The sequence below is a fragment of the Mesorhizobium sp. ESP6-5 genome (genome assembly GCF_020164695.1).
Taxonomy (GTDB): domain Bacteria; phylum Pseudomonadota; class Alphaproteobacteria; order Rhizobiales; family Rhizobiaceae; genus Mesorhizobium; species Mesorhizobium australicum.
On record NZ_JAIUGR010000006.1, the window covers coordinates 216,106 to 232,219 of the forward strand.

Annotated in this window: 21 protein-coding genes; 10 read left to right on the forward strand and 11 right to left on the reverse strand. The window is 62.3% G+C overall.

Features of this window, described 5'->3' with window-relative positions; genetic code table 11:
- Positions 1–2: 2 nt before the first annotated feature.
- Positions 3–263: a hypothetical protein gene (locus tag LB524_RS12085; protein WP_140712727.1), complete on the forward strand. Its 261-nt coding sequence runs from the start codon at positions 3–5 to the stop codon at positions 261–263.
- A gap of 6 nt (positions 264–269) precedes the next feature.
- Here the strand turns inward: LB524_RS12085 and LB524_RS12090 are convergent, their stop codons facing one another.
- From LB524_RS12090 to LB524_RS12105, 4 genes are all read right to left on the reverse strand, one after another.
- Complete coding sequence (locus LB524_RS12090; protein WP_140616741.1) at positions 270–1,328, reverse strand: dipeptidase; 1,059 nt, start codon at positions 1,326–1,328, stop codon at positions 270–272.
- Positions 1,329–1,475: 147 nt separating this feature from the next.
- Complete coding sequence (locus LB524_RS12095; protein WP_015315410.1) at positions 1,476–1,775, reverse strand: GNAT family N-acetyltransferase; 300 nt, start codon at positions 1,773–1,775, stop codon at positions 1,476–1,478.
- A gap of 2 nt (positions 1,776–1,777) precedes the next feature.
- Positions 1,778–2,398 carry an alpha/beta hydrolase gene (locus tag LB524_RS12100; protein ID WP_015315409.1) on the reverse strand — a complete coding sequence of 207 codons (621 nt, stop codon included), beginning with the start codon at positions 2,396–2,398 and terminating at the stop codon, positions 1,778–1,780.
- Positions 2,399–2,402: 4 nt separating this feature from the next.
- Positions 2,403–3,335, reverse strand: coding sequence for a VOC family protein (locus tag LB524_RS12105; protein WP_224526585.1), 933 nt, complete (start codon positions 3,333–3,335; stop codon positions 2,403–2,405).
- A 226-nt stretch (positions 3,336–3,561) separates the two neighbouring features.
- On the opposite strand from LB524_RS12105, the gene LB524_RS12110 reads away from it, so the two are divergent.
- Positions 3,562–5,121: an alkaline phosphatase family protein gene (locus LB524_RS12110; protein WP_224526588.1), complete on the forward strand. Its 1,560-nt coding sequence runs from the start codon at positions 3,562–3,564 to the stop codon at positions 5,119–5,121.
- A 60-nt stretch (positions 5,122–5,181) separates the two neighbouring features.
- On the opposite strand, the gene LB524_RS12115 is transcribed toward LB524_RS12110, so the two are convergent.
- Entirely contained in the window at positions 5,182–6,486 is a 1,305-nt protein-coding gene (locus LB524_RS12115) for a PRC-barrel domain-containing protein (protein WP_224526590.1), read from the reverse strand.
- 286 nt (positions 6,487–6,772) lie between these two features.
- On the opposite strand from LB524_RS12115, the gene LB524_RS12120 reads away from it, so the two are divergent.
- A complete protein-coding gene (locus LB524_RS12120) occupies positions 6,773–7,693 on the forward strand; it encodes a diacylglycerol/lipid kinase family protein (protein WP_140616737.1) in 921 nt (306 codons plus the stop codon).
- Between the two features lie 29 nt (positions 7,694–7,722).
- Here LB524_RS12120 and LB524_RS12125 read toward each other — a convergent pair whose 3' ends face one another.
- Positions 7,723–7,923, reverse strand: coding sequence for a hypothetical protein (locus LB524_RS12125; protein WP_023774118.1), 201 nt, complete (start codon positions 7,921–7,923; stop codon positions 7,723–7,725).
- A gap of 145 nt (positions 7,924–8,068) precedes the next feature.
- On the opposite strand from LB524_RS12125, the gene LB524_RS12130 reads away from it, so the two are divergent.
- Positions 8,069–9,601 carry a sensor histidine kinase gene (locus LB524_RS12130; protein WP_224526593.1) on the forward strand — a complete coding sequence of 511 codons (1,533 nt, stop codon included), beginning with the start codon at positions 8,069–8,071 and terminating at the stop codon, positions 9,599–9,601.
- Between the two features lie 23 nt (positions 9,602–9,624).
- Here the strand turns inward: LB524_RS12130 and LB524_RS12135 are convergent, their stop codons facing one another.
- The 3 genes from LB524_RS12135 to LB524_RS12145 all read right to left on the reverse strand — a co-directional run bounded on the left by LB524_RS12135 (position 9,625) and on the right by LB524_RS12145 (position 11,331).
- On the reverse strand, positions 9,625–10,113 hold the full coding sequence (locus LB524_RS12135; protein WP_140720109.1) for a hypothetical protein: 489 nt from the start codon (positions 10,111–10,113) through the stop codon (positions 9,625–9,627).
- A gap of 10 nt (positions 10,114–10,123) precedes the next feature.
- A complete protein-coding gene (locus tag LB524_RS12140) occupies positions 10,124–10,450 on the reverse strand; it encodes a YqjD family protein (RefSeq protein ID WP_015315401.1) in 327 nt (108 codons plus the stop codon).
- Positions 10,451–10,569: 119 nt separating this feature from the next.
- On the reverse strand, positions 10,570–11,331 hold the full coding sequence (locus tag LB524_RS12145; RefSeq protein WP_224526596.1) for a Crp/Fnr family transcriptional regulator: 762 nt from the start codon (positions 11,329–11,331) through the stop codon (positions 10,570–10,572).
- Between the two features lie 71 nt (positions 11,332–11,402).
- On the opposite strand from LB524_RS12145, the gene LB524_RS12150 reads away from it, so the two are divergent.
- Positions 11,403–11,852, forward strand: a complete 450-nt coding sequence (locus tag LB524_RS12150; RefSeq protein WP_015315399.1) for a response regulator — start codon at positions 11,403–11,405, stop codon at positions 11,850–11,852.
- Between the two features lie 45 nt (positions 11,853–11,897).
- On the opposite strand, the gene LB524_RS12155 is transcribed toward LB524_RS12150, so the two are convergent.
- Positions 11,898–12,449 carry an RNA polymerase sigma factor gene (locus LB524_RS12155; RefSeq protein ID WP_010911883.1) on the reverse strand — a complete coding sequence of 184 codons (552 nt, stop codon included), beginning with the start codon at positions 12,447–12,449 and terminating at the stop codon, positions 11,898–11,900.
- 4 nt (positions 12,450–12,453) lie between these two features.
- Positions 12,454–12,657, reverse strand: coding sequence for a NepR family anti-sigma factor (locus LB524_RS12160; RefSeq protein WP_140616734.1), 204 nt, complete (start codon positions 12,655–12,657; stop codon positions 12,454–12,456).
- Between the two features lie 217 nt (positions 12,658–12,874).
- On the opposite strand from LB524_RS12160, the gene LB524_RS12165 reads away from it, so the two are divergent.
- The 5 genes from LB524_RS12165 to LB524_RS12185 all read left to right on the forward strand — a co-directional run bounded on the left by LB524_RS12165 (position 12,875) and on the right by LB524_RS12185 (position 16,063).
- A complete protein-coding gene (locus LB524_RS12165) occupies positions 12,875–13,669 on the forward strand; it encodes a response regulator (protein ID WP_224526598.1) in 795 nt (264 codons plus the stop codon).
- A 206-nt stretch (positions 13,670–13,875) separates the two neighbouring features.
- On the forward strand, positions 13,876–14,040 hold the full coding sequence (locus tag LB524_RS12170) for a DUF1328 domain-containing protein (RefSeq protein ID WP_010911886.1): 165 nt from the start codon (positions 13,876–13,878) through the stop codon (positions 14,038–14,040).
- 187 nt (positions 14,041–14,227) lie between these two features.
- The gene (locus LB524_RS12175; protein ID WP_224526601.1) at positions 14,228–15,262 is read left to right on the forward strand and encodes a sensor histidine kinase; all 1,035 of its coding nucleotides are present in this window, start codon (positions 14,228–14,230) and stop codon (positions 15,260–15,262) included.
- 133 nt (positions 15,263–15,395) lie between these two features.
- On the forward strand, positions 15,396–15,572 hold the full coding sequence (locus LB524_RS12180) for a hypothetical protein (protein WP_015315395.1): 177 nt from the start codon (positions 15,396–15,398) through the stop codon (positions 15,570–15,572).
- A gap of 164 nt (positions 15,573–15,736) precedes the next feature.
- Entirely contained in the window at positions 15,737–16,063 is a 327-nt protein-coding gene (locus LB524_RS12185; protein WP_015315394.1) for a hypothetical protein, read from the forward strand.
- Positions 16,064–16,114 lie beyond the last annotated feature (51 nt).

Genomic DNA, 16,114 nt, shown 5'->3' on the forward strand with positions numbered 1-16,114 from the left:
CCATGACCGAGGAAGCGGGCAAGCAGCAGGAAGAAGGTGAAGCCGCCGAACAGTGGGAGCTGGTCAACACGCCGCTGGGCGAGAAATGGTCTGGCCGCACGCGCTATGCCGCCGCCATGTTCTTCTATAAGCGTGGCGAGATGAGCGCCGAGACGCTGGAGGTCTATCGCATTTGCGCTCGGATCGATGCGGAAAACCCGCTGCCGATCATTCGCGATCGCGGCGTCGGCAAGGACTGGCTGAAGCGCATGGGCTTCGAATAAGGCGCCCTAACCTATCGTTCTTTCCAGCATGCTTAGCCAGTTGCGGTAGGCAATCTTTTCGATCAGCGCGCGGCCAAAACCGCGCGCCGCCAGCGCATCGATGAGTTTCGGCAGGCCGGCAACGTCGCCGATGACCGCCGGGATCATGGCGCCGTCGAAATCCGAACCGAGACCGACGCCATCCTCACCCAAAGCCTGCAGCAGGGAATCGATATGACGCACCATGATGTCGAGGCTGGTGTCGGCATTCATGCGGCCGTCCTCGCGCAGGAAGCCGGTGGCGAAGTTCAACCCGACCATGCCGCCGGAGTCGCGGATCGCGCCGAGCTGCCAGTCGGTGAGGTTGCGCGAATGGCCGCAGATCGCATGCACGTTGGAATGGGTGGCGACCAGCGGCGCATCGCTAAGCGCCGCGACGTCGCGAAAACCCTTCTCGTTGAGATGCGAGAGATCGATCATGATCCTCAGTTCATTGCAGGCCTTGACCAGCGCCTTGCCGGCATCGGTCAAGCCCGGACCGGTATCCGGCGAGGACGGAAAGCGGAACGGCACGCCGTGACCGAACGCATTGGGCCGGCTCCAGACGATGCCGAGCGAGCGCAGGCCCGCGGCATGCAGCACGTCGAGCATGGTGAGTTCGGGATCGATCGCCTCGACGCCTTCGATGTGGAACACCGCGGCGATCGTGCCTTGCGCCATGGCATTGCGCACATCGCCGGCGCTGCGGCAGATCGCCAATGCACCGGCGCGCTCCAGCCGGAAGAGGATGGACGCCATCGCGATCGTCGAGTTGAGCGCATCGGCGCGCGGCACCTCGGGCGGCAGCGGTTCGCTGTCGCTCGGCGCCGAAGGCACGGCGCTGCGCCGCGCTTTCTCGACCGGCGGCGGGAAGATGGCGAACATGCCGCCGGCAAATCCGCCGGCCCTGGCGCGCGGCAAGTCGATATGGCCGCCCGATTTCCCTTCGATGAACAGCTTCTCGACGTCCGCGTCTTTCGCCTGGTGCAAACGCAGCAGCGTGTCGTTGTGGCCGTCAAAGACGGGGACGAGGTCTGTTTCGGTCATATGGGGGATCATTCGGTCTGTTTGTCGGCAGGGCGATATATCATATCTAGGCAAGATGTGCCGCCGGGGCAAATTACAAAGCCAACAGGACGGCAATGGCCGCCCGTTTAGCTCTGTTCCTACACATCCGCTTTGTGCTTGCGGACCCTACTGCTTCAGCACATCCGCCCATTCCGGGTGACGGCGGAACTGGGCGTTGGCGAACGGGCAGAGCGGGATGATCTTCTTGCCTGCTGCCCGCGCGTCCTCGACGGCGCGGGTGACGAGCCGAAGCCCGGCGCCCTGGCCGCGAAAGGCGTCCGGCACTTCGGTGTGATCGATGATCAGCTGGTGCTCGCCGATCTTGGTGAAGGTCATCTCCGCCTCGGCACCGCCTGCACCGCGCAGGACGTAGCGACCCTTGGAGCCGCGATCTTCAAGTTCGATCTCTGGCAATTGATCGGGCATCTCTACACTCCTTGGGCGATGGTGGCGAAAAGCCGCCGCGCCGCTTCGATTTCGTTTGGCCGCACCTCGTGCCCGCCTTCGTGCCACTCCACTGTGACATCGGCTCCGTCGGCGCGCAAATAGGCTTCGAGCCGCGCCGTCAGGTTCGGCGGGCAGATCGGATCGCGCCTGCCGGCAGTCACCAGGATGTGACGACCGGCAAGGCTGCCCTTCACCTGCGGCTCGAACGGGATCAGCGGATGCATCAGCACTGTGGCGTCGAACAGGTCAGGGGTTTCGAACACCAGCGAAGCCAGGACGTTGGCGCCATTGGAATAGCCGAGGCCGAGCACGGCCGATGGCTTCGCCGCCTCGACATGGGCCTGGACAAAGCCCGCCATCTTGGCCGTGGCCCGCGCCAGGTCGTCCATGTCATAGACGCCCTCGCCGGTGCGGCGGAAGAAGCGCGCGGCACCTTGCTCCGACACATCGCCGCGCGGCGAGACGATGGTGGCCTGGTGCGCGAGATCGCGCCCCAGCGAGACAAGCTGGCTCTCGTCGCCGCCTGTGCCATGGAAAACGAAAAGCAGCGGACCACCCGGCGAACCAGGCAGCACCTTGTGGGCGTAAGCGTCCTTGCTCATCGTCTCAGCCCTCCAGCTTCTGCAGATGCTGTTCGAGATATTGCCGCAGATGCTGATGCTGCGTCGGCAGCTTCAGCGCCTCGCCGAGATGGGCGGTGTCCTCGTCCTTGTCGAAACCCGGCTCATTGGTGGCGACTTCGAACAGCACGCCGCCCGGCGTGCGGAAATAGATCGCCCAGAAATAATCGCGGTCGATCACCGGCGTCACGCCATAACCCGTGTCCATCAGCGCCTTGCGCACTTCGAGCTGCTTGGCGCGATTCTCGACGGCGAAGGCGACATGATGAACGGAGCCGGCGCCGAGATCGGCGAAGGGTGCGGTCGGCAGCGTTTCGATATCGACAAAATCGGCGCCATTGCCGTTCTTGACGGCGAGCCGCCTGACATTGCCTGACTTGTCGACCTCCTCGTAACCCATGAACTTCAACAGCTCCTCGGTGGCGCCGCCATCCTTCAGTCTCAGCGAAACCGAGTGAAAGCCGCGGATCGCCTCGTCCGCGGCAATACCGCCCTTCACCCAGGGCGCTCTGCCGTCGGTCTTGGCCTCGACCAGTGCAAAGCCATCGCCGTCCGGGCCGGCAAATGCAAGCCGCTTCTCGCCAAAGCTTTCCTCGCGGGCGACATTGGTTACGCCTTCGTCGGTGAAGCGTTTTTCCCAAGAGGCGAGCGTTCCTTCCGGCACGGAATAGACCGTGGTGCCGACTTCGCCGACGCCAGGACGGCCCTTGCCGATGTTGTGAAACGGGAAATAGGTCATCACCGAACCGGGTGTGCCGGCCTCGTCGCCATAATAGAGATGGTAGACGTCGGGCGCGTCGAAATTGACGGTCTTCTTGACCCGGCGCAGGCCGAGCTTGTGGGTGAAGAAATCATTGTTCTGCCGTGCATCCCTGGCCATCGAGGTGACGTGATGCAGGCCCTTGATCTGGTCGAGCATGGTCTCTGCTCCTTCCCTTGGTGTTTGTGCGGCCCTCGCCGCTCTCCTGGCCAATATGAGGATACGAGCGAGTATGGCAAAGGCTGCAAACACAGGATGGACTGTGCCTTAAAAGTGAACAATCCCAAGATCCTTGTTCACCGTTTAGCAAACAGCCCTGGTCTTGCGCGGTGGATGGAATCGGTTCCATGTGCGCATTCGACGTGCTGGAGAGGGGTAAGCGCAAGTGACTGGAAAAGGCAGGCGGCCAAATGTCCTTCTCATCACTTGCGACCAGTGGCGCGGCGATTGCCTGTCGGCTGTCGGCCATCCCCAGGTGAAGACGCCGAATGCCGATGCGCTGGCCGCCGACGGCGTGCTGTTCAAGCGCCATTACGGCGGCGCGGCGCCTTGCTCACCGGCCCGTGCCTGCCTCTACACCGGCCTCTATCAGATGAACAATCGTGTCTGCCGCAACGGCACGCCGCTCGACGCCCGCCATGGCAATATTGCGCTCGCCGCGCGCAGCGTCGGTTACGATCCGACCTTGTTCGGCTATACCGATGTGTCGCTCGATCCGCGCCAGCTTGCACCGGCCGATCCGCGGTTGCACAGCTATGAGGGTGTTCTGCCCGGCTTCACGGCGCGCCAATTGCTGCCCGAACATCAGAAGCAGTGGCTGTCCTGGCTGAAGCAGCAAGGCATCGATGCCGGCGCTGGAAGTCCTGACATTCATCGTCCGGTGGGCGAGGTCGACGGTGCGGTGACCGAAGCGCCACCCGTCTACTCCAGGGACCAGACGCCGACGGCCTTCCTTGCCGGCGAGTTCATCCGCTGGCTGGGCGAGCAGGACGAGGCCACGCCGTGGTTTGCGCATCTTTCCTTTATCAGCCCGCATCCGCCCTTCATCGTACCGGAACCGTACAACACTCAATACGATCCCGCGGACGGCCCCGCTTTTCACCGCGCGGAAAGTTGGCGCGCCGAATCTCAGGGCCACCCCTACGTCGCCTATGATCTCGATCGCCAAAAACGAGCGAAGTTCCGCCCCGGCGCCACGGGCAAGGTGCACGACTGGAGCGAGGATGATTTCCGCCGCATCCGAGCGATCTATTACGGCATGATCTCGGAGGTGGACGCGCAGCTCGGCCGCCTGTGGCAAGCGCTGAAGACCGAAGCCGCGTGGGACAACACCATCATCGTGCTCACCTCCGACCATGCCGAAATGATGGGCGACCACTTCATGCTGGGCAAGGGCGGCTATTTCGACGGCAGCTACCATATCCCGCTGATCATCCGCGATCCACGCCACCGCAAGGCCGCCGGCGGCGCTGTCGATCGCTTCACCGGAGCGGTAGACATTTTGCCTACGCTCATCGACCTGCTCGGCGTGGCTCCCGAACCGCACCTTGACGGATGCTCGCTGAAACCCTTCCTGAGCGGTGGAACGCCCGCCATTTGGCGCGACGCCGCGCACTGGGAGTTCGACTTTCGCTCGATCGCCGGCGGTGAAGCCGAACGGCATTTCGGCATCACCTCGCGCCAGTGCAACCTCGCTGTCATCCGCACGAAGAAATTCAAATACGTGCATTTTGGCGGCGGCCTGCCGCCGCTGCTTTTCGACATGGAGGACGACCCTGGCGAATTGAAGAACCTCGCCGGCAGCCCGGCACATCGTTCGACCCGGCTGGAATTCGCCGAAAGGCTGCTCGCCTGGCGGGCCGAACATCTCGACCAGTCGCTTGCCCTCTTGGAACTGACGGAAAACGGAGTGGCTGGATATTCCACGTCGCAAGCAGGGCGGTAGGGGATTACCCTACCGCCCTGTATCCTTCCCTATCGAAGTATCCTTGTCTGTCGAAGTATTCTACCGGACGATCAGACGCTGCTCGTCGCGCTTCTGGGCGTAGGAGCCCTTGTCGTAAGCCGCTTGCTTCTCGAGCTGCTCCTTGGTGAAGGTCGTATAAAGATACTTCTTGCCGTTCTTGTCGGTCATGAACTTCAAATTATCCATGCCGACCGCGACCTCCTTCTCGCCAATACCGAGGAAGCCGCCGACATCGACGATCACGGCGTCGGGTTTCTTGTCGGGCGTCAGCACCACATCGCCGATCTCACCCACCTTGGCGTCGTTGGCGCCATAGACCGTCGTGCCCTTCAGGTCGTCGCCCCTGATCTCTCCAACCGGCATCTCGGTAAGCTTGGACTTGTCGATGGCCGCGGTCTGTGTCTGGTCAGGAGCCGTGGCGTCAGCCGGCGCCGCCGCGGTCTTGTCCGCCGGAGCGGCGGCGGGAGCTGTCGCGGCGGACGGCGCCGCTGCGGGCGCGGTTGGCGCCGGTTCATTGGATGCCGTCGTTGCCGGCGCCGGATCATAGGCCTTGCGGTTGAAATCCGGCTGCGCCTGCAGCTCTTCCTTGGTGGTCTGCGCCACCAGCCAGCGGTCGCCGTTCTTCTGTGCCCACTGCGCCTTGGCGAAATCATAAGCCACGTTCTTTTCGCCCATGCCCAGGAACCCGCCGACGCCGATAATCAGCGACTGCGCCTTGCCTTCCTTGGTCAGCACGATGTCGTTCACATCGCCGATCTTCTGGGCGTCATCGCCGGTGCCGTTGTAGACATTTTCACCGATGATGTTTGTGGCGAGGTTGCCATCAGCCGGTTTGACCGGCTCGGCGTTCGTGGACTGCTGCGCGGTGCCGGTCGATGTGGCCGGCGCTTGTGCGTTCGTCGCTGCGGCCGGGGCCGGCGCGTAAGCCTTGCTGTCGAACTCCGGATGCGCCTTCAGTTCGTCCTTGGTGGTCTGCGCCACCAGCCAGCGATCGCCGTTCTTCTCGGCCCATTGCAGCTTGTCGTAGTCGAAGGCGACATTCTTGGTTCCCACCCCAAGGAAACCGCCGACGCCGATGACGACGGATTTCGCCATGCCATCCTTGTCGAAGACCACGTCAGTGACCTTGCCGATATTCTCGGCATTGTCGCCAGTGCCATTGTAGACGGTTTCGCCGATGATGTTGGTGACGATGCTGCCTTCAGCGCGCGGCACCGGCGCCGTCGCGGCCGGCTCCTGGGCGGCGGGCGGATTCGCGGGGGCTGGGGTTGCAGCGCTCTGCGCGAAGGCGCCGGTTGCAACCATTGTCGCAAGGGCGGTCGTCGCTAAAAGGGTGCGGATCATGATGGTCTCTCCTCGTGCCTGATTTCGTACATGCCGCACCCGGTTGAACCCCTCGCTGGGGATCGGACGCGACATCTCTGCAGGTTCACAACGTCGTGACCATGCCGTTGTTCCGACAAAAACCGCGATGGCCGAAGCCAAAACCCAAGAAGCGGATCTGACTGCCCATTGCTGAAAACCAGGATCTGCCAGAGATTCCAGCCCTGCCGGAACTATTCCTGGTTTGCCGCGTTTCAGCCGTCGGCTGGGGTACCCCGGCCGGTTGAAGTGAGCAGCGGAGCGGGGCATGAAATTCGCGGCGGTGCTGAACCGGGACGGCGGCACCTTGCGCACCACCGATCTCGCCGCCTTTTCGGACCGGATGCGTCAGACGCTGGAATCGGCGGGCCACTCTCTCAGCATCGACATCGTTGCCGGCAAGGACGTCGTTGACACCCTCGACAGCGCTGCGTCGCGCCGCACCGTCGACGTCGTGCTCGCCGGAGGCGGTGACGGCACCATCTCGGCCGCGGCCGCCAGGCTGATGGGCAGAAAAAAGGCGCTCGCCATATTGCCGGCCGGCACCATGAACCTGTTCGCGCGCGGCCTTGGTATTCCGCAGTCGCTCGATGCGGCGCTGAAATCCTTTGCCGACGGCGAAATCATCGCAGTCGACATGGCAACGGCCAATGGTCAGCCTTTCGTTCATCAGTTCTCGATCGGCATGCATGCCAAGATGGTGCAACTGCGCCAGGGCATGGAATTCGGCTCACGCCTGGGCAAGATCGGGGCTTCCGCCAAGGCAGCCTGGGCAACGATCAAGAACCCGCCGGCAATGAAGGTCACGCTCGGCATCGGTGAAGCGGAGATGACTGCCCGCATATCCGGCCTCGGCGTGACCAACAATCTCTTCGGCGAAGGTCACCTGCCCTATGCCGACAATCCGGCCGGTGGCGTGCTCGGCATTTACGTCACGGTAGCGCAGCAGCGCGCCGAACTGGTCAAGTTTTTGTTCAACGTGGCGCGCGGCAAGTGGCGTGACAACGAACATGTCGAAATCCACCAGGCCGACAGGGTGACCCTCAAAATCCATTCCGGCGGCAGGAAATTCCGCGCCGTCATGGACGGCGAACTGGTCAGGCTCGATCGTGAGACGACGATCGAAATCAAACCTGGAGCGCTCAATGTGCTGGTGCCGGCCAGCGTCGCCCAGGTGAAGGCCGCCTGATGCTGTGTGAAGTCATCAAGGGACTGACTTCAGCCGGAGGGCGCCGGACTGGTGCTCGGCGGCGTGGGGACATGTTGCTCGTCGCTGTTCGGCGCCTTGATCAACACGCCGTAGATCTCGGCGACGCCCCAGGCGACGAGCACCAGGAGCAGTCCGGCGATCAGGATTCGGAACCCATGCCAGCCCCACCGCCCCTGACGCGCTTTGTTTTCGGGAATGTTCCTGGCCATGGCGGGTCCTCGTCTGGTTTCGCGTCGGCTGACGCGATCGGCAAATCACGCTCAGGTAACGGTCCCTCGCAAGGATGGTTCCGGCTGCAGGGCTGTCCCGGGCCGGCGACGGCAAGGACATCAAGACAAGTCACGGGAACTTGGTTTGAATAGCAGGGTGGAAACAGCAGCCGGTCTGCCGGCCGAGGTTGCGCGCGCCGTGCAGGACGAGCACCGGCTGGCCGTGTTGCACTGGCTTGAGATGCTTGATACGGCGCCCGACCCGGATTTCGACCGCATCGGCGGCTTTGCCGCCGCCGTGATGCGCGCGCCGATCGCGCTGGTCACACTTGTCGACCTCGATCGGCAATGGTTCAAATCCTGTTCTGGCATGGAAGAAACACAGATTACGACAGCCATCTCCTTCTGTGCGCACGCCATCGCCGCTGGCGATGAGCCGATGGTGGTGACGGATGCAGCAGCCGACCAGCGTTTCCATGCCAATCCGCTGGTGACCGGCAAGCATCATGTGCGCTTCTATGCCGGCGTCCCGATCATTGTCGCGGGAGCGCGGATCGGAACCCTGTGCGTCATGCACCGCAAGCCGGGTGCCCACCCGTCCCGCTCCAGGCTCGACCAGTTGAAAACGCTCGCCGGCCTCGCCGGCAGCCTGTTCACCCTGAAGCACGCGACCCGCACCGGCGCTGTCGCCGAAGCCGCGCTCGCGCGCGAGGAAAAGCGGCGCGCCGTCGCCCTCGATGCTGCTTCGCTGGCAAGTTGGGCCTGGGACGTCCGCACCGACGTCATCGACTGCGACGTCCGATTGCCGGAATTGTTCAACCTGCCGCGCTCGACAAGGTTGCGGGCCCGCGATGTTCTGACAGCCATCGATCCACGCCACGTCCACCAGACCGAAACCAGCTTTCGTGATGCCTTGACCGGCAGTGACGACTATTTTGGCGAATACCGGGTGAATGGCTTCCATCCACCGCGATGGGTGGCCACGCGCGGCCGTGTCATCGAGCGCGATGGCGAAGGCAAGCCGACGCTGATTTTCGGCGTCAACTACGACATTTCGGAACGCAAGCTCGGTGACGAACGGCAACGGCTCCTGCTGCGTGAACTCAACCACCGGGTCAAGAACACGCTGGCGACGGTCCAGGCGCTGGCGACGCAGACCGTGCGCCATGCCCGCCAGCCGAGCGAATTCCTCAAAGCCTTCAGCGCCCGGCTTCAAGCCCTGGGTATCGCCCATGGCCTGCTGTCCGACCGCGAGTGGCGCGGTATCGGCATCCGCGAACTCGTCCAGATCGAGATCAGGCCTTTCGACAACGCCGCCCAGCCGCGGCTGGCAATCTCGGGCGCCGATCTGCTGCTGTCGCCCGATCAGGCCGTCGGCCTCGGGCTGATCTTGCACGAACTGGCCAGCAACGCGCTGCAGTATGGGTCACTGTCGGTTGCGTCAGGCAAGGTTGATCTCGACTGGAAAGCGCAAGGCAAGAATGGTGACAGGCGCCTGGTGTTCACCTGGCGCGAAAGCGGCGGTCCTGAAGTCGCGCCGCCCGAGCGGCAAGGCTTCGGCTCGATCCTCATCCGGCGCAGCCTGGCCAAGGTCATTTCGAGCGAAGTAACCCACGAATTCCGGCGCGATGGGGTCTTCGCCGAAATATCGATGCCGCTGGAAGATCTGTCGAGATGACGTGAGCATGGCCGCCGGCGCGACTACCCCTCGCCGGCATCCGGGTGGTGGTCGGTGTCGGACTTCACATTTTCGCGGTAGATGGCATAGGCCGCGAGTGCCACGGCCGGACCAAGAATAACCCCGAGCCCACCTTTTCCCTTGAGCCCACCTTTGAGCCCACCTTTGAGCAATGCCGGCAGCACAGCGAGCGCGGCCGTAATGCCGATCGCTTTCATGTCGGTCTTGCGCCGCCTAGCCTCGCGGCGCATCCGCGTGCCCGACATCAGCCGATGGGTCAAAAGAACAAGGCCTGCGATGACCAGAAAGCCGACACCGAAACCAATCGCCGCCGCCAGCGATCCATAGCGGGCCGATGCCCAGATATAGGCCGCGCCGACCAGGAAGCCGATACCGCAAAACACCGCCAGCGCGGCAAGCATATAGACGATGGCCGCCGTCCGTGCTCGACGTATGGCGGCCACGGTTTCGCCCGAGGCGAAACCCGAGAGCAACGATGCCAGCAGTCCCATCTCGGCGGAACTAGCGACGCGTGAGCAGCGCGAACAGGAAGCCGACGCCCGCGGCGATAGCCAGCGACGTCACCGGCTTTTCGCGTACGCTTGCCACCATCTGCGCCTCGATATCCCTGGCATTACCGCGCAAGCTGTCGAAGGCGGCCTCCCCTTGGGCGCGCAACTGTTCGACGCCTTCGGCTGCCGCGCGCCGCGCAGTGCCGTAGCCGTGTTCACCGGTCTTGGCCAATTGCTTGGTGAGCTTGTCGATATCGGCCTTCAGCTGCCTGATGTCGGCTTCCAGATCCGGATTCGTCCGCGCTTCGTTGGCTGTCTTCCCTGCGACGGTGGCCATTGCTTAACTCCTTGTGATTGCTCGATTTCAAACGCGCCTTGCGTCTCAAGGTTCCGATGTCGGGACAAACTACCCGAAAACCCGGTCACGCGCACCCGATCCGCCCCTGCAAGGTGCGGTCAGATCAGCGGCCGGCGGCCCTCCGCCAGCCCTTCCCAGCCGGCGAGCTGTTTCAGACCTTCAATGTCGACGACACCGCAACCGCCGTCGCGCCAGACGATCAGCTGACGGTCCATCAGCTTGCGGATCGTCTTGTTGGTGTGAACCAACGACAAGCCAAGCGTATCGGCGATGTGCTGCTGCGTGATCGGTATCTGGATGGACTGTGTGCCGTTCAGGCCCACGACCTTGGCGCGGCTGGCGATGAAGGCGACAAGATAGGCGGCGCGTTCGATTGCGCTGCGGCGGCCGACACTGAGCAGGTTCTCGTCCAGCATCCGCTCTTCACGCGAAGCGATCCAGGTGATGTCGTAGGCGAGGCCCGGATGGTTGCGGTAGATCTCGAGCAGATTGTCGCGTTCGAACACGCAAAGCAGCATTGGCGACAGCGCCTCGACGGAATGCTGCATTTCCCCCATGACGCTGCCTTGCAGACCGATGAGATCGCCGGGCATGAGGTAATTGAGGATCTGCCGGCGGCCGTCCTGCAGCAGCTTGTAGCGGAACGCCCAGCCGGACAGCACAGTGTAGAGATGCGCGCTGTGGCTTCCTTCCACGAGAACCGTGGCACCCTTGTCGACCGCGAGTTCTCCCTTCTTGAACTTGCTGATGAAGGCCAGCTCCGGCTTCTCGAACTCCCGGAACACCGGCAGGGACCGCAACGGGCATTGCTCGCAGGGGTATTGACGGCTTGAGGAAGAGCGCCCGGTCTGGCTCGGCATTTCGACCCCTTGCGAATGCCTGCCGTGAGCAGGTCTGTTTTTGCGCGTTGCCGAGATCGGCCTGTCGGCGGATGTCTTTTTTAAATGACAACACGCCAAATTACGATCATGACTCCCGGCGTTTCAAGGAGCAATTGCCTGTGCCCCAATTACTTGATGGATTGCGCATTCTTGTCCTGGAGGATGAATTCCTCATCGCCATGGATGTCGAGCAACTCTGCCGTGACCACGGTGCAGGCGAGGTGGTGGTTGCCCGCGATTTGGCCGAAGTCGATGGCCGGAAGGTCGCGAAGGATTTCGACGCGGCCATTGTCGACCTGATGCTGGGTGGCGCCTCGACGCTCGAATTTGCCGCGGGCCTTCGTGAGACCGGCGTCCCGTTCGTGTTTGCGTCCGGTTATTCGGATGCGGATGAGATCAAGGCGTCTTTCCCGGGGGTAAGGCTGGTCACCAAGCCCTATTCGGGCGAAGACCTCGTCGAGGCCGTGGCGCTGGCCTATGGTCGCGGCTCCCCTGGCTGAGACTGACGCGACAACGTCCGAATCGCCGTTATGCGGCCCCGCATTTCAATGCGCAGCCGTTCCCGTGACCTGAGCCGAGATCGCGTCGGGGCCATACTCGTCCTCACCTGAGATTTTCAGGATTTCCTGCAGGCGCGTGCGGGCCCTGCTGACGCGGCTTTTGATCGTTCCGACCGCGCACCCGCAGATTTCGGCGGCCTCCTCATAAGAAAAACCCGATGCGCCGATCAGGATGATGGCTTCGCGCTGGTCCTCCGGCAATTGCTCGAGTGCCCCGCGAAAATCCTTGAGGTCGAGCTGGCCGTGCTGGGCCGGGTGCACTGCTAGCCGGGCCGTCATGATGCCGTCGCTGTCCTGCACCTCGCGACCGCGCTTGCGCATTTGCGAATAGAATTCATTGCGCAGTATCGTGAAAAGCCATGCCTTGAGGTTGGTGCCGGGCTGGAAGCTTTCATGCTTGTCCCAGGCCTTGACCAACGTTTCCTGAACGAGGTCATCGGCCTTGTCGGCATTCTGCGTCAGCGACACGGCAAAGGCCCGCAAGCTCGGGATCGCCCCAAGCAGATCGGTCTTGAAGCCTTGGGAGACCGCTGCCATGTCCCTAGTCCTTCTTCTGTGCGGGTTCGGCCTGTTCCAGTTGGCTGAGCAACTGGGCGAAGCGATCCGGCACATTGTCGGAGACCAGCTCGTCGTAATATTGTTTGAGTTTGCGTCCGATTTCGGAATTCGGCCCTAACGGATCGCCGTCGCCGTTCCGGCGCCTGCCCGTGACGCCAGCCAGAATATCTTTGGTCATGTCCTTCATTTCGCCCTTTATTTCCCAGAACTCAAGCCGCTCACAACACAACACAAGGCAAGCGGCACCCTCGTCTGGTTGCCCATCCCGGCACTAAAACGCCATTGCCGGTGATTCGTTCCATATCGGCGGAACTTTTTCAGAAAAGCGGCGTTGTTTCCCACGGGGCTTGCAATCGGCATAGCCTGGAATCCGTTCAACGCGTCATCTGAGGGAGACGTCTATTATGAGCTTGTCCGCCACCATCGCTCCGCATCTGCCGTTCCTGCGGCGCTTTTCGCGTGCCGTCTCGGGATCGCAGGAGAGCGGCGACGCGCTGGTCGCCGCGATGCTTGAAGCGATCATTGCCGATATCGACATCTTCCCCGAGGCGTCCAGTGACCGGATCGCACTATACAAGGTTTTCGCCAAGCTCTTCACATCGGTTGCCATCCGCGTTCCGCAAGAGCAGACACAGGCGGGCTGGGAACAGCGCGCGGCCGCCAATCTCAATGCGATCGCGCCGCTTCCCCGCCAGGCGTTCCTGCTGGTTGCCGTCGAAGGTTTCAGCGAGGACGAGGCGGCCGAGATCCTCGATGTCGGCGACCAGCAGTTCTCCGAGCTGCTTGCCCAGGCAAGCAACGAGATTTCCCGTCAGGTGGCGACCGACGTGCTGATCATCGAGGATGAGCCGCTCATTGCCATGGATATAGAGGAGATGGTCGAGAGCCTCGGCCATCGGGTGGTGGGCACGGCGCGCACCCATGCCGAAGCGGTGACGATGTTCGGCAAGACCCGACCGAAGATGGTGCTGGCCGACATCCAGCTCGCCGACGGCAGCTCGGGCATCGAGGCGGTGAACGAAATCCTCTCGTCGACATCGGTGCCGGTAATCTTCATCACCGCTTTTCCCGAGCGTCTGCTGACCGGAGAGCGTCCGGAGCCTGCTTTCCTCGTGACCAAGCCGTTCAATCCCGACATGGTGAAGGCGCTGATCAGCCAGGCGCTCTTCTTCGACCGGCAGGCCAAGGCCGCTGCATAAATCGCGGCCTCCGCGAGCCGGACAAGGACATAAAAGGCCACTGGGTGCGATGCATTCGGTGGCCTTCTTGACAAGCCGGATCGGCCGCCAGCGAATTTCCGGGCCGCGCTGCCTGGAACGGTTTGCAAGCATCGGCTTTTTCGGCGAATGGTGGAACAAACCGCATTTACCCACGTTTTCACCGTATCATTGGAAGGAGATGAACCATGCTTTACTGGGCGCTCGTATTTCTCGTCGTGGCGATTATTGCCGGCGCGCTTGGTTTCGGCGGTATCGCCGGCACATCCGCCGGTATCGCGCAGATATTGTTCTTCATCTTCCTCGCATTCCTGGTCATTTCGCTTTTGGCCGGCCTTTTCAGACGGGCGTGAGCCTGGCGACTGAATAGAGGAACACTGGAAGCCGCACCCCTCAAACGGTTTCCAGCCACCGCCGGGCGGTGTCCTTTACTGGACGCCGTCCGGCGGACCGCTTTAGGAAGGGTGGTTATCCCGATTCATTTGGAACCGATGTGGCAGGTGAGCGGTTCAGTCTGAGTTGGGGTGGACAGGTTGACCGATGCGCTCGAGGACTTCAGATAGAGAGGAAGGCGCACGGGGCGATGAAGTGATCGCCTTGCATCCCGCGGAGAGCGGCATGCAGCTTGGCCGGGCTCTTCTCCACGCGCTCCACAATGCCGGCATTTCCGTCCTCTATCAGGATCGCGAGATGAAGACCGTATGGGCCCGCAACATGCGCGCCCCGTGGGCCTCCGACGATGTCGATGGCGACGGCATTTTGCCGACGGCGCAGACCGACCGCATCGGCGCCGCCAAGCGCGATGTGATCGCGACCGGCAATCCCCAGCGCCTTGAAATCAGTGTCCCGGTCGAGAATGGCGTTCGCTGGTTTCAGATTTGGGTCGATGCCGACCGAGGCGACGATGGCGATGTACAGGGCGTCGTCACCACCATGGTCGAGACGACCGAGCAAAAGCGGCGTGAACAGACGTTGACGACGCTGCTGCGGGAAGTCAGCCATCGCTCGAAGAACCTCCTGGCGATCATCCAGAGCATCGCGACCCAGACCGGTCGCTATTCCGACGGCATCGGCGATTTCCTGACGCGCTTCCGCGGCCGGCTGCAGTCGCTGGCCTCCTCCCAGGATCTGGTGACATCCTCCAATTGGCGAGGGGCAGCCCTTCATGAACTGGTGGCGGGCCAGGTCGGCCGCTATGGCGCGAACCCGTCGCACAGCCTCCGTTTTCGTGGCGCCAATCCTTACCTCAATCCCAACGCCGCACTGCATATCGGGCTGGCGATGCATGAACTTGCCGTCAACTCGTTGAGCTACGGCGCCCTGTCCCGGCCGGATGGCTTCGTCGAGGTTACCGCCCAACTCGACGTTGCTGCCACGGGGGAGGTTGCGCTGTCGCTGACATGGGCCGAAACGATAGAAGCCAATCGCGGTGGCGGCGGTCAACGGCGCTTCGGAAGCGTCGCGTTGGAGCGGGTGGTGCCGGCATCCCTGAACGGAACCGCGAACCTGGATATCGGCGAGAGCCACCTCGAATACCGCCTTGTCGTGCCGCACAGCAATTTCGAGACGCAGTGAGAGCCTGGCAAACAACAATCCTTAACCGGCTGTTCACCATAAGCGCGGATGCTGTTTTTCCCAGATACCGTCGGAACCTGCCCCGCCTTTGGAGATTGTTGGCAGGCTCGAAGCACAGTACGGGAGGAATGTCTTGACGATTGCCGACATGAACAGATTGGAACAAGCCGCCCGTATTTCGATGGGCGAATTTCTGGAATCCGAACCCTCCATGGAGGCACTCCCTGAAGCAGGTAGGGGGTTGATGAAGGGGATCGTTCTTGCCGCAGCCGCGATCATGGTGCTGGCCATTTTCTGGCAGTTGACCTGACTAAATCTGCTCTCCTCTCCGTCGCGCCAGTTGAAGTCGCCGGGCAGGCTAACGCCGCAGCGTGAAGAGCCGCGGTTTTCTCCGAACTATTCGTGTAACGCTGTTGGAATGACAGGAACTTTTTGACGATGCCGGCCGTTAATGCGGCCAGAGGAACATCTGTCATGGAACACATAGCCGCGTTGCTGCTGGTGATCGGTTGCTCGAACACGATGGCCGAATGTCGGGAATTGCAGGTCCCTGTCAGCGTTTTTGCGACTGCTGACGAATGCACCGCTGAGCGCCCCTTCGCGATGGGCGACGTGCAGGGGCAGGCGCAGCATGTCGTCGCCAAATGCCTCGCGGTCGATCCCGCCTTGGAGGACGACTACGATCAGATTGTCTGGAAGGTGCGGCCAGATGGTAGTCTTGACGCTTCGTTGGCCGTATCCAACGTCGTCATGGCATCGAACACGAACCGCCCAGAAAAAGACGACCTTAGCCAACAATAAATTGCAGCAGCAAAGGCCGTCGTTTCGTGCTAAATGGCGGTTGGAGCTTAC

Bases quoted from the DNA above. Each gene is read 5' to 3' on its own strand.
- LB524_RS12125 (WP_023774118.1), bottom strand. From the start codon at position 7,923: ATGGCCAGGAACATTCCCGAAAACAAAGCGCGTCAGGGGCGGTGGGGC.
- LB524_RS12095 (WP_015315410.1), bottom strand. From the start codon at position 1,775: ATGCCCGATCAATTGCCAGAGATCGAACTTGAAGATCGCGGCTCCAAG.
- LB524_RS12175 (WP_224526601.1), top strand. From the start codon at position 14,228: ATGCGCTCGAGGACTTCAGATAGAGAGGAAGGCGCACGGGGCGATGAA.
- LB524_RS12140 (WP_015315401.1), bottom strand. From the start codon at position 10,450: ATGGCCACCGTCGCAGGGAAGACAGCCAACGAAGCGCGGACGAATCCG.
- LB524_RS12115 (WP_224526590.1), bottom strand. From the start codon at position 6,486: ATGATCCGCACCCTTTTAGCGACGACCGCCCTTGCGACAATGGTTGCA.
- LB524_RS12170 (WP_010911886.1), top strand. From the start codon at position 13,876: ATGCTTTACTGGGCGCTCGTATTTCTCGTCGTGGCGATTATTGCCGGC.
- LB524_RS12165 (WP_224526598.1), top strand. From the start codon at position 12,875: ATGAGCTTGTCCGCCACCATCGCTCCGCATCTGCCGTTCCTGCGGCGC.
- LB524_RS12185 (WP_015315394.1), top strand. From the start codon at position 15,737: ATGGAACACATAGCCGCGTTGCTGCTGGTGATCGGTTGCTCGAACACG.
- LB524_RS12160 (WP_140616734.1), bottom strand. From the start codon at position 12,657: ATGAAGGACATGACCAAAGATATTCTGGCTGGCGTCACGGGCAGGCGC.
- LB524_RS12150 (WP_015315399.1), top strand. From the start codon at position 11,403: ATGTCTTTTTTAAATGACAACACGCCAAATTACGATCATGACTCCCGG.
- LB524_RS12135 (WP_140720109.1), bottom strand. From the start codon at position 10,113: ATGGGACTGCTGGCATCGTTGCTCTCGGGTTTCGCCTCGGGCGAAACC.
- LB524_RS12085 (WP_140712727.1), top strand. From the start codon at position 3: ATGACCGAGGAAGCGGGCAAGCAGCAGGAAGAAGGTGAAGCCGCCGAA.
- LB524_RS12090 (WP_140616741.1), bottom strand. From the start codon at position 1,328: ATGACCGAAACAGACCTCGTCCCCGTCTTTGACGGCCACAACGACACG.
- LB524_RS12145 (WP_224526596.1), bottom strand. From the start codon at position 11,331: ATGCCGAGCCAGACCGGGCGCTCTTCCTCAAGCCGTCAATACCCCTGC.
- LB524_RS12155 (WP_010911883.1), bottom strand. From the start codon at position 12,449: ATGGCAGCGGTCTCCCAAGGCTTCAAGACCGATCTGCTTGGGGCGATC.
- LB524_RS12120 (WP_140616737.1), top strand. From the start codon at position 6,773: ATGAAATTCGCGGCGGTGCTGAACCGGGACGGCGGCACCTTGCGCACC.
- LB524_RS12100 (WP_015315409.1), bottom strand. From the start codon at position 2,398: ATGAGCAAGGACGCTTACGCCCACAAGGTGCTGCCTGGTTCGCCGGGT.
- LB524_RS12105 (WP_224526585.1), bottom strand. From the start codon at position 3,335: ATGCTCGACCAGATCAAGGGCCTGCATCACGTCACCTCGATGGCCAGG.